Below are 11,665 nucleotides of genomic sequence, written 5' to 3' on the forward strand. Positions count from 1 at the left end.
AAAAAAAAAAAAACCCCCCCCCCCCCCCCCCGCTCCTACACGGGTAAGCATCGCCGGCAGTACGAGCTGTGGGGATTCAAATCCAGAGTTACTGTGCACAGCTCATTTTTTGATCAACACGCACCAGGCCACGCAGCCAAAGGCGCGCAGCTCTTCACCAACATCTTATCCACAGCCACACCCACAGCAATTGTGGGGAAGTGGGTAAGTTATCCCTTAAAAGACGATTGGTTATTTTTTGAACAAATCAGCGTAAGCCACGTTTTATATGGGCTGTAGCTAACCGCGAACACGTTATCCACATAACCGCCAACAGAGAATGTGTGCAACTTATGCACCGCGCTGTCCGACTGTGGAAAACCCGTTAAAGGTGCCATTGTTCAAGGGTTTAACGGCTGCGTAGTGGATAACAACGGTAATTGAGTGTTTTTTGATCAGATGCTTGAAAGCCTTGATCTGTATGGCGCTTAGGCGACAGCAAACAACTTATCCACATAAGCGCTAACAGACTTTGTGGGCAACTCAGCGCACCACGCCTTCTTCGATGAGTAACTTCAAAATCGCCTGTGCGCCTTCTTCGGCGCTCAGCCCTTTGAGCACTTGCCCCGAACCTCCGGCTGCTTTGGCCGTGGCGGCTTTCATGCGATCAGCGCCGCTTTTGGCCTTGATCACCTTCAAACGTTTGGGACGCGGTTTGGCGGTCTGGTAAATACCCCGTGTGGATAACTCGTCCTCTACCACTTCGACCTCTTGTGCGCCGATTTGCCCGCGCGTGGCGGGGCCGTACGCGCTCTGGCGGGCTTTGGGCGCGGCGTTATCCACAGTGGCCATAAACGGCAGGCGCACTTTGAGCCGCCGCCGCTGGCCACGGGGCAGCGCTTGCAGCACGGTGGCGACACCGCTGTGGATAGATTCGATCTGCGCCACACCCACCAGCAGCGGCCAGCCCAATTGTTCGGCCAGCAGATACGGGAGCATGCCCGACCCTTCGCCGGTTTCGGCCTGGCTGCCAGCGAGCACCAGTTGCACGCCAGACTCGCGCAAGTAATCGCGCAGCACCGGCACTGCGTCGGCATGCTCGGGCTGTTCAAGGACATGCAGTTCGTCCAGGCCCATGCCCAGATAGGCGCGCAATGCGGGCTCATGGGGGTTGCCTGCGTGCAGCACATGCAAGTCATCCCCAGCCAGTTGCAGGCCCAGTTCTACCGCGCGGGCGTCGTGCTCGGCACGGCGGGCACGGCCTGAAGCGGGGTGGGCACCGATGGAAACCAGTGCGACAGTGGCGATGCTCATACAGACCTCTCCAGATCAAAAGCCCCTCACCCTAACCCTCTCCCAAAGGGAGAGGGGACTGATCGGGGTGGCTGTTGGGACAACGTTTACTTCATGCATTAGCGTTATCAAAAGCGTCTCTACTCGAGGGACAGGCTGGCCAAAGCAGTTTTCAGATTCACCGCCAATCAGCTCCCTCTCCCTCCGGGAGAGGGGGCGGTCACTTCATGCATTGGCGTTATCAAAAGCGTCTCTACTTGGGGACAGGCTGGCCAAAGCAGTTTTCAGATTCACCATCAATCGGCTCCCTCTCCCTCCGGGAGAGGGCTGGGGTGAGGGCGCTTTCAGGCCACCTCACGCTTCGCACCCTGGCGCCACTGTTCAACCGCCTCGGTCAACGCTTGCAGCACCGCCTGGCCATCTCCAATCACCGACAAATCGGCGCGCTTGATCATGTCGCAACCAGGATCGAGGTTGATCGCCACCACTTTGTCGCACGCGCCAATCCCTTGCAGGTGCTGGATCGCCCCGCTGATCCCCACCGCCACGTACACCCGCGCCGTGACCCACGTACCGCTGGCACCCACCTGGCGGTCGCGGCCCATGAAGCCGTCGTCCACCGCCACCCGTGACGCGCCTTCCGTAGCGCCCAGCACCGAGGCCGCCTTGTGGAAAAGTGCCCAGTCCTTCACGCCGTTGCCACCACTGAGGATGAACTCCGCTTCAGCCATGGGGATCGCCGCCGTGTCCACGTCCACCGCGCCCAAATCTTCAATACGCGGCAAGCACGGCACCACCGCTGTGGATAACTCCACCGCCAACGCTTCATGGCGGGTTTCACTCACAGGATCAGCACATTCCGCGGCAGCCAGGATCAAGCGCGGCACGGCTTGGGAAACGTCTTCCAGCCCCGCCCCGGCGCGACCTACGCATTGGCCGTCCTTGATTTGCCATACCCGGGTCGCCGGGCGCTCGCCCAGGCTGGCCGCCAGGCGACGCCCCAGTTCACCTCCGCCCGTGCGGCTGTCTGGCAATAGCCAGTGCCGAGGCGAGAACTGGTTATCCACAGCCCGCAACCCAAGCACTTGTTGCTCCGGTGCATAACCTTGGCTATCGAGCATCAGCAAGCGGTCAACGCCTGCCGTTGCAAAGCCGACTTCCCTGGACTCTCCAAACACCACCGCCAGTACCGCGCCCTCTTCTCCCGCCAACTGATGCGCCAGCCCCAACAGGTCGCGGTCATGGCTGCTCAAGCGGCCACCGACCATGTCGGGGACCACCGCAATGTAGAACGCAGGCGTCGCCACCTGATGCAGGGGCAGTTGCACTTCAACCCGCGTTGAACGCTTGCTACTCCCGCCTTGCTGGGCGCCACTGCGGTCAATGCGCTTGATGCCGTTGGGGCCGATAAACCCCACGCCGTGAACGTTTTTGCGCAGCACGCCGTTAGGCCCCATCCAGCTCTGTTGCGCCGGTTGCAGGGCCGCGTGCAACGGGTGCAGACGGTTGCGGGCGATCCACTCGGCACGCGGATCGCGGCGAATTATGTCACTCATGCTGTCACCTCTTCGGCGGCGCGCTGGGTGGTTTTGACCGGCGCAGCAGGTTCCACCAGCGCATCGGCCACCAGTTCTGCGAGGTCTTTGATCAACGGCCGCGGCTCGACCACGCCCTCAAGCATGGCGGTGCATTGCGGGCAACCCACGGCCACACGCTCGGCGCCGGTTTCACGAATGTCGTCCATGCGCATGTCGGGGATACGCTGCTTGCCAGGGATGTCGGTGATCGGCGCGCCGCCGCCACCGCCACAGCAACGCGAGCGAAAGCCCGAGCGCGCCATCTCTTTGACCTCAATGCCCAGCGCCCGCAACACCGCTCGCGGCGCCTCGTATTCACCGTTGTAGCGGCCCAGGTAACACGGGTCGTGATACGTCACGCTGCCGCCCGTGTCAGCACTGACCTTCACTTGCCCGGCCGCCAGCAACTCGGCCATGTAGGTGCTGTGGTGCTGCACGTGGTAGTTGCCGCCAAAGGCGCCATATTCGTTTTTCAGCACATGGAAACTGTGCGGATCGCAGGTCACGATGCGTTTGAACTGGTACTGGGCCAAGGTCTGGATATTGCGTTTGGCCAGCGCCTGGAACGTCGCTTCATCGCCCAATCGACGGGCCACGTCGCCACTGTCGCGCTCTTCCAGCCCGAGTACGGCGAAGCTGACCTTGGCCGCTTTCAGCACTTTGACGAAGGCACGCAAGGTGCGCTGGTTGCGCATGTCGAAGGCGCCGTCACCGACCCAGAACAGTACGTCCACAGACGGCGTGTCGCGCATCACGTTGAGGTTCAGGTCGGCGGCCCAGTTCATCCGCCCACCGGGGGCAAAACCGCCGGGGTTGTCGGTGGCAATAAGGTTGTCGAGCACCTGTGCGCCGGTGTTCGGGGTCGCGCCTTTTTCCAGGGTAAGGAAGCGGCGCATGTCGACGATGGCGTCCACGTGCTCGATCATCATCGGGCACTCTTCAACGCAGGCGCGGCAAGTGGTGCACGACCACAAAGTCTCGGCGTCGACCAGGCCGTTGACGATGGGTTGATGCGGGTTGCCGCCATGTTCGCCAACCGGCTTGCCGGGGTACGGGCTGCCCGCGAAGTGCGCGTCGGTGCCGCCTGCCAATCCGACCACCATGTCTTGAATGAGTTTTTTCGGGTTCAGCGGCTGGCCTGCGGCAAACGCCGGGCACGCCGCTTCGCACTTGCCGCACTGCACGCATGCGTCGAAACCGAGCAGTTGGTTCCAGGTGAAATCCTTGGGTTTTTCCACGCCCAATGGCGCGCTGCGGTCGTCCAGATTGAGCGCTTTGAGGCCGGTCGAACGGCCACCGCCAAAGCGCTCGGCACGCCGGTGCCAGGCCAGGTGCAACGCCCCGGCAAACGCGTGTTTCATCGGGCCGCCCCAGGTCATGCCCAGGAACAGTTCCGACACGCCCCACGCCACACCTACCGCCAGCACAGCCGCCAGCAGCCAGCCGCCAAAGCCCTCGGGCAGTACACCGGCGACCGGCAGGGTGAGGATGAAAAAGCTCACTGAAAACGCCAACAGGCTTTTCGGCAGGCGCATCCACGGGCCTTTGGACAAGCGCGACGGCGGGTTGAGGCGACGTTTGAAGACAAACACCGCGCCCACGAACATCAGCGCCGTGGCGAACAGCAAGGCATAGCCGAGGACGCGGTTTTGCACGCCAAACCCGTGCACCAGAATCGCCAGCACGGCAGCCAGCACAAAGCCGCCCGCCGTGGCCACGTGGGTGTTGGCCATGTATTTGTCGCGAGCCACCACGTGGTGCAGATCGACCATGTAACGGCGCGGCATGGCCAACAGGCCGCCGAGCAAATCGACCTTGGATGCACGGCCACGGCGCCACATGTTGATACGCCGCACCGCGCCCAGAATGGCGAGCGCGAGGGCGGCGAATAACAGGATGGGGAGGATGATAGTCAACATGATGAAGCTCCCGGGTCTCACACGATCCCTGTAGGAGCGAGCTTGTTTCGCGATCTTTTCAAAGATCAAAAGATCGCGAGGCAAGCTCGCTCCTACAGCGGTATGGGGCGCTGCTTAGAAATCCTTGCACAACCGCAGGGCGTCATAGATGGCGGCATGCACGTTGCGCTGGGCCACACAGTCGCCGAGGCGGAACAGCAAGTAACCCTCCCCGGCCTCGCTCAGGCACGGCTGCGGCTGGATCGCGAACAGCGCTTCCACGTCGATCTGGCCCTTGTTGCGTGAGTCAGGCTTGAGCGCGTAATACAGCTCTTCGTCCGGGCGCACGCCGTTTTCGATCACCACCTGGTCCACCACGCGCTCTTCCTTGGCACCGGTGTATTCGTTCTCGAGCACGGCAATCACTTTGTCGCCTTCGCGGTAGACCTTCTCCAGCATCATGTCGCCGGTCATGATCACTTCTTTGGGGTACAGGCTGCGGTAGTAGGTGGGGAACGATGTACCGCCCACTGCCACACCCGGCTTGGTGTCGTCGGTGACAATCTCGACCTGTGCGCCTTTCTCGGCCATGTAGTCGGCCACGGACATGCCGGTGAACTCGCAAATGGTGTCGTACACCAACACGTTTTTACCCGGCGCAACCTTGCCGTCGAGCACGTCCCAACTGCTCACCGACAAACCTTCAGCCGCGCCCCAGTGTTCGTTCTGCTCGACAAACGGGTGCCCGCCCACCGCCAGCACCACGACGTCGGGGCGCAGATCGAGAATGGTCGCTACGTCGGCAGCAGTGCCCAGTCGCAGGTCAACGTTCAAGCGCGCCAGCTCCAGTTGGAACCAGCGCGTGATGCCGGCCATCTGGTCACGTTGTGGAGCTTTGGCGGCGATGCTGATTTGCCCGCCCATCGTTTCGTTCTTCTCGAACAGGGTGACGTCATGCCCGCGCTCAGCGGCCACCCGTGCGGCCTCCATCCCGGCCGGGCCTGCGCCGACCACCACCACTTTGCGCTTGGGCCCGGTGGTTTTCTGGATGATGTGCGGTACGCCCATGTATTCGCGGGAGGTGGCGGCGTTCTGAATGCACAGCACGTCCAGCCCTTGGTACTGGCGGTCGATGCAGTAATTGGCGCCCACACATTGTTTGATCTGGTCGACCTGGCCCATTTTGATTTTGGCGATCAGATGCGGGTCGGCGATGTGGGCGCGGGTCATGCCCACCATGTCCACGTAACCACCCTCCAGAATCCGCGTGGCCTGGTTCGGGTCTTTGATGTTTTGCGCGTGCAGCACTGGCGCCTTGACCACTTCCTTGATGCCCGCCGCCAAGTGCAAGAACGGCTCCGGCGGGAAGCTCATGTTGGGGATCACGTTGGCCAACGTGTTGTGGGTGTCGCAGCCCGAACCGACCACGCCGATAAAGTCGAGCATCCCGGTGTCGTCGTAGTACTTGGCGATTTGTTTCATGTCCTCGTGGCTCAAGCCATCGGGGTGAAACTCGTCGCCGCACAGACGTATGCCCACGCAGAAATCCGGGCCCACTTCGGCGCGCACGGCTTTGAGCACTTCCAGCCCGAAGCGCATGCGGTTCTCGAAACTGCCGCCCCATTCATCGGTGCGTTTGTTGACTCGCGGGCTCCAGAACTGGTCGATCATGTGCTGGTGCACCGCCGACAGTTCTACGCCATCGAGCCCGCCTTTTTTGGCCCGACCCGCGGCACTGGCGTAGTTGCCGATGATGCGCCAGATCTCTTCCGGCTCGATGGTTTTGCAGGTCGCCCGGTGCACCGGCTCACGCACGCCGGACGGCGACATCAGGGTCGGCCAGTTAAAGCCGTCCCAACGCGAACGACGGCCCATGTGGGTAATCTGGATCATGATTTTGGCGCCGTGCTTGTGCATGGCGTCGGCCAGGTTTTGAAAATGCGGGATGATGCGGTCGGTGCTCAGGTTGACCGAACTCCACCACTCCTGCGGGCTGTCGATAGCCACGACGGAAGAGCCGCCGCAAATCGCCAGGCCAATGCCGCCCTTGGCTTTTTCTTCGTAGTACTGCACGTAACGCGCGGTAGTCATGCCGCCGTCGGTGGCATACACCTCGGCATGGGCAGTGCTCAGCACGCGGTTGCGAATGGTCAGTTTGCCGATTTGAATCGGCTCAAACATTGCTTCGAACGCCATATCCCGATCCTCGACTTACAACGGCTTGACGATAAACAGGCCGTGGTCGTGGCCTTCTTCCGAACCGCTGTAGACCTGCTCAGCGACGGTGCGAATCTGGCTGCCGCGGGCATGCAGAATCTGGTCCATGGCCCCGGCAAACCAGCCAGTGAACATGTAGTCGACCTTGCGTCCAACCTTGCCGTATACGTACACAAAACAGGAGTGCTCGAGCTTGATGCTGGCGGTGCCTTTATCCAGGTCGATGTCCTGGATCTTGAACAGCCCCCAGCCGCGTTGCGACAGGCGCTTCATGTAATGCTCGAACACCGCGACGCCTTCCAGGCCATGGCATTCAGCTTCTTTTTCGCACCAGTGCCAGGCCGACTTGTAGCCCGCCTTGTAGAGGATCTCGGCATAGGCGTCAGCACCCAGCACCTCTTCAATGCCCATGTGATTGTTGACGAAAAAATGCCGTGGCACGTAGAGCATCGGCAGCGCATCAGAGGTCCAGACGCCGGTCTCACTGTCGACTTCGATAGGCAATTGCGGGGCGATTTTAGCCATGGAATAAAACTCCAAAATTCGAGGGAAGGTTCGTTTCGCCCCTCACCCTGCCATCTCCCGGGGGAGAGGGCAGGGTGAGGGCGAGTGGCGGCTTATTCGCCCCAGACGTCTTTCAGGACATTGACCCAGTTCTCACCCATGATCTTGCGCACCACGCGTTCGCTGTGGCCGCGCTTGAGCAGGGTTTCGGTGAGGTTCGGGAACTCGCCCACGGTGCGGATGCCCAGCGGGTTGATGATCTTGCCGAAGTTGGTCAGGCGTCTTGCGTAGCCTTTGTCGTGGGTCAGCATTTCAAAGAAATCCTGGCCGTGGCCCTGGGTGAAGTCGGTGCCAATACCGATCGCGTCTTCACCCACAATATTCATGGTGTATTCGATGGCTTCGGCGTAATCGTCGACGGTCGAATCAATGCCCTTGGCCAGAAACGGCGCGAACATGGTCACGCCCACAAAGCCGCCATGGTCGGCAATGAACTTGAGCTCGGCGTCAGATTTGTTACGCGGGTGTTCCTTGAGGCCGGACGGCAGACAATGCGAGTAGCAGACCGGTTTTTTCGATTCGAGGATGACCTCTTCCGAGGTCTTGGAACCTACGTGCGACAGGTCGCACATGATGCCCACGCGGTTCATTTCAGCGACCACTTCGCGGCCGAAACCCGAGAGCCCGCCATCGCGCTCATAGCAACCGGTGCCCACCAGGTTTTGCGTGTTGTAGCACATCTGCACCACGCCCACGCCGAGCTGTTTGAAGATCTCGATATAGCCCAATTGGTCTTCAAAGGCATGGGCATTCTGGAAGCCAAAAATGATCCCGGTTTTGCCCAGGGACTTGGCGCGGCGGATGTCGGCCGTGGTTTTGACCGGGATCACCAGGTCACTGTTTTCGCGAATAAGGGTCTGGCTGGCGACGATGTTATTGATCGTGGCCTGAAAACCTTCCCACACCGACACCGTGCAGTTGGCAGCGGTGAGCCCGCCTTTGCGCATGTCTTCAAACAACTCGCGGTTCCATTTGGCAATGATCAGCCCGTCGATAACGATGCTGTCTGCGTGCAACTCGGCTGGGCTCATCAGGCGTCCCCTTATAGGCGTTTGCTGCGCCGAATCGTCTGCCGGCGCTTTGGGGCCAGCATAGGCTTGGGGGTAAAAACAGCCGGGTGCAAAAGCGACAACGCGATTGCAGAAAGCGTCAATCCGCGACAAAGCGTTCACGGTCACACAGACTGTGTCGATGAGCCGTGGCTGTTCTTTGCGCGGCGCTTAAGCCAGAATCCGTCTCAACTATGGATTAGGAAGCCGCAATGAAATCGATTCTCCTGGCCTTGGCGTTGATCACCAGTGGCGCTTATGCCGCCGATGATGCCGACCACAACCCGTGTGATGCCGTCGAAAACGACCAGCAAACGCTGGCGTGCTCGGTGTACAGCCGCAATACCGCGGAACAGTTGCTGGCCGAAAACTTCGAAGCCCTGCAGGCGCGTATCACCGCGCTGTATGGCAGCAATGCGACCCAGCTCAACAACATCACGAGCAAAATCAAGACAGCGCAGACCTTATGGTTGCATCAGCGTGATGCCGATTGCGCGATTGTGGTGTTCCCGGCCAAGGCGGGCACCGAGGCGTTCAACATTGCGCAAAACGATTGCATTGCCGCCGTCAGCGATGATCGCTCGGAATTTCTGGAATCGATTGGTCAGGAATGACCCATGAGGCTTGCATGACTATTTGCGGTATCGACATCAAAGGCAGCGAAGCCATTTTTGCCTTGGCGACCCAAGGGGCCAGCGGCCTCGAGCACGTGGCCCTGGCTACGAAAAAGATCGCCCTGGACGACGATGAAGACGCGGCCAGTGTCAAAGCCTTCGCCGCTCAGGTCGCCGCCTTTGTGAAGGCCAACTCCATCACCCGCCTTGCGATCAAAAAGCGCAGCAAAAAAGGTGAGTTTGCCGGTGGCCCCATCACCTTCAAGATCGAAGGCATCCTCCAGTTGCTGGACGGCTGCGAGGTGCAGTTAATCTCCCCGCAAACCCTCAACGCGCAATTCAAAAAGCATGGGGTCGAGTTGCCTGCCTCGCTCAACAAGTATCAGCACGATGCTTACAAAACTGCCTGCGCGGTAGTGCTCAAGGGTTAAACGCCCCGTACAAAAAAGCCCCGAAGCTGCCGTGAAAGCCTCGGGGCCAATTGTGTGAAATGCCGTGCCGGTGACCAAACCTCAGGCAGTGTTACAGCGTGCAGTGTGCCCTGCTCCGCGCTGGGTCACTTAGCCAAAAACGACCTGTTCTTAGGCATACCAGACATCTTGCCAAACCTTGCTTGCCGGTTTGTTGCGGTCCTACCAGAATCAAGCTTCGATCGCCTCTCTGTGAAAGGATAAATGCATGATGCACGCAGATTTGATTGATGAGCAGGACTTGCTGTGCCAACTGCGTTCGCTGGGCTTTGAAGTGTCGGGTAATGCCGAGCAGGCTTGCTCTGCGGCGGTGTGCGGCCTGAACGAGACCAACGCTCGCGCCCTCAAGGGCCTGGTAGAAAAACTTTACACCGGCAGCGCGACCATCTTGCCCGCGGTGCGCCAGGCTATCGACCAGCAATTGCTGCCGGGGCTGGTGCAGTACAAGCAAAGCCGGGTGTGAGCGTAACCCCTCTGTAGGAGCGAGCTTGTCTCGCGATCTTTTAAACCGTTAAAAGATCGCGAGACAAGCTCGCTCCTACAGAGGTTTTGACTACACCCTCACACTGGCAAACGTCGACTCGTGCCGCGCCTGATGCAGCGACGCCATCGGCCCGGCCAGCGGGCTCAGCAGCAGGGACTGCGGGATCGGCACCAAGGTGGTTTGCTGCGCCGTATTGGAGCCCACACGCTCATCACGCGGCGGGATGCCAAAGTACTCGCGGTAACACTTGGAGAAATGCGGCGTCGAGACAAACCCGCACACCGCCGCCACTTCGATAATCGACATCGGCGTTTGTTTAAGTAGCTGCCGCGCACGCACCAGGCGCAACTTGAGGTAATAACGCGACGGCGAGCAGTGCAGGTACTTCTGGAACAAACGCTCCAACTGGCGACGCGACACGGTTACGTACACCGCCAGTTCATCGAGGTCGATAGGCTCCTCAAGGTTGGCCTCCATCAGCGCGACTATTTCCTGCAACTTCGGCTGATTGGTGCCCAGCATGTGCTTGAGCGGCACGCGCTGGTGGTCTTGTTCGTTACGGATGCGCTCATACACAAACATTTCGGAAATAGCAGCCGACAATTCGCGGCCATGATCGCGGCTGATCAAGTGCAGCATCATGTCCATCGGCGCCGTGCCGCCCGAACTGGTCGATCGGCTGCGGTCCAGGGTAAACAGGCGGGTACTCATGGACACCCGCGGGAAGGCTTCCTGCATCGAGGCCAGACATTCCCAATGCACGCTGCAATCAAACCCGTCCAGCAGCCCGGCATAAGCCAACGCCCAACTGCCAGTACATACCGCACCCAAACGGCGCGACTGGCGGGCCTGGCTTTGCAGCCATGACACATGTTCGCGGGTCACGGTGCGTTGGATGCCGATACCGCCACACACAATCACCATGTCCAGCGCCGGTGCCTTGTACATGCTGGCATCGGGGGTGATCTGTAAACCATCACTGGCCCACACCTGGCTACCGTCTGCGCTTAAGGTGCTCCAGCGATACAACTCGCGGCCCGACAACTGATTGGCCATGCGCAAGGGCTCAATCGCAGACGCCAATGAAATAAGTGTGAAATTGTCCAGCAGCAGAAAGCCGATGGATTGAGGCGTACGGTTCTGGGGTTGGACCCCGGAGTTGAACGACGTCATGCGGTATCTCCTCACACAAAGCGGGTGATGGCCCCAGGCGCAGGCTCTTGTTATGACCCACCGTTTACGGGGGCTTTGCCATGACAATGCAAATGCCGCGCCTAAACTTGAATGGGTATTCAACAAAATCTGAAAACGACGTCGTAATGTGTCTAGGTGGCAGGTGGCGAAGACGGCTTTAAACACCACCTGAACAGACGTGGCGCAGGGTGCAGCGCCGCGTTGAGCAAATCGGTAGCACTTGTGGGAAACACGTAGGACGGGCCCGTGTCACCAAAGGTGCAGGTGGGGATGTGCGCTGAAAGGGGGCGCGGTGCGCTTTAACCGGGCAGGCTGCCTACTGTCTA

At 60.1% G+C, this 11,665-nt stretch carries 11 protein-coding genes; 4 read left to right on the forward strand and 7 right to left on the reverse strand.

All coding sequences use genetic code 11. The features are described from left to right. The coding region (locus tag NTD86_RS14680; protein WP_262203246.1) for a hypothetical protein at positions 1 to 279 on the forward strand (279 nt) is incomplete at its 5' end. 243 nt (positions 280 to 522) lie between these two features. Here NTD86_RS14680 and NTD86_RS14685 read toward each other — a convergent pair. The 6 genes from NTD86_RS14685 to NTD86_RS14710 all read right to left on the reverse strand — a co-directional run bounded on the left by NTD86_RS14685 (position 523) and on the right by NTD86_RS14710 (position 8,559). Continuing rightward, positions 523 to 1,293: an electron transfer flavoprotein subunit beta gene (locus NTD86_RS14685; protein ID WP_262203247.1), complete on the reverse strand. Its 771-nt coding sequence runs from the start codon at positions 1,291 to 1,293 to the stop codon at positions 523 to 525. 323 nt (positions 1,294 to 1,616) lie between these two features. Continuing rightward, the gene (locus tag NTD86_RS14690; RefSeq protein WP_262203248.1) at positions 1,617 to 2,828 is read right to left on the reverse strand and encodes an electron transfer flavoprotein subunit alpha/FixB family protein; all 1,212 of its coding nucleotides are present in this window, start codon (positions 2,826 to 2,828) and stop codon (positions 1,617 to 1,619) included. After that, the gene (gene dgcB / locus NTD86_RS14695; protein WP_262203250.1) at positions 2,825 to 4,768 is read right to left on the reverse strand and encodes a dimethylglycine demethylation protein DgcB; all 1,944 of its coding nucleotides are present in this window, start codon (positions 4,766 to 4,768) and stop codon (positions 2,825 to 2,827) included. The genes NTD86_RS14690 and dgcB overlap by 4 nt, the downstream gene beginning before the upstream one ends. Before the next feature lie 114 nt (positions 4,769 to 4,882). Further along, positions 4,883 to 6,943, reverse strand: a complete 2,061-nt coding sequence (gene dgcA, locus NTD86_RS14700; protein ID WP_262203252.1) for a dimethylglycine demethylation protein DgcA — start codon at positions 6,941 to 6,943, stop codon at positions 4,883 to 4,885. Positions 6,944 to 6,958: 15 nt separating this feature from the next. Beyond that, positions 6,959 to 7,489, reverse strand: a complete 531-nt coding sequence (locus NTD86_RS14705; RefSeq protein WP_262203254.1) for a 4-vinyl reductase — start codon at positions 7,487 to 7,489, stop codon at positions 6,959 to 6,961. Between the two features lie 92 nt (positions 7,490 to 7,581). After that, positions 7,582 to 8,559, reverse strand: a complete 978-nt coding sequence (locus NTD86_RS14710) for a dipeptidase (RefSeq protein WP_262203255.1) — start codon at positions 8,557 to 8,559, stop codon at positions 7,582 to 7,584. A gap of 230 nt (positions 8,560 to 8,789) precedes the next feature. Here NTD86_RS14710 and NTD86_RS14715 point away from each other — a divergent pair, with 230 nt between their 5' ends. The 3 genes from NTD86_RS14715 to NTD86_RS14725 all read left to right on the forward strand — a co-directional run bounded on the left by NTD86_RS14715 (position 8,790) and on the right by NTD86_RS14725 (position 10,124). Further along, positions 8,790 to 9,191, forward strand: a complete 402-nt coding sequence (locus tag NTD86_RS14715; protein WP_262203256.1) for a lysozyme inhibitor LprI family protein — start codon at positions 8,790 to 8,792, stop codon at positions 9,189 to 9,191. A gap of 14 nt (positions 9,192 to 9,205) precedes the next feature. Beyond that, positions 9,206 to 9,622 (forward strand): DUF3010 family protein, encoded by a 417-nt coding sequence (locus NTD86_RS14720; protein WP_262203257.1) that lies wholly within the window; start codon positions 9,206 to 9,208, stop codon positions 9,620 to 9,622. Between the two features lie 247 nt (positions 9,623 to 9,869). Continuing rightward, on the forward strand, positions 9,870 to 10,124 hold the full coding sequence (locus NTD86_RS14725) for a hypothetical protein (protein WP_262203258.1): 255 nt from the start codon (positions 9,870 to 9,872) through the stop codon (positions 10,122 to 10,124). A gap of 90 nt (positions 10,125 to 10,214) precedes the next feature. Here the strand turns inward: NTD86_RS14725 and NTD86_RS14730 are convergent, their stop codons facing one another. Then, entirely contained in the window at positions 10,215 to 11,318 is a 1,104-nt protein-coding gene (locus tag NTD86_RS14730) for a GlxA family transcriptional regulator (RefSeq protein WP_262203259.1), read from the reverse strand. Between the last annotated feature and the right edge of the window lie 347 nt (positions 11,319 to 11,665).

The organism is Pseudomonas sp. 7P_10.2_Bac1 (assembly GCF_025465935.1).
GTDB lineage: Bacteria > Pseudomonadota > Gammaproteobacteria > Pseudomonadales > Pseudomonadaceae > Aquipseudomonas.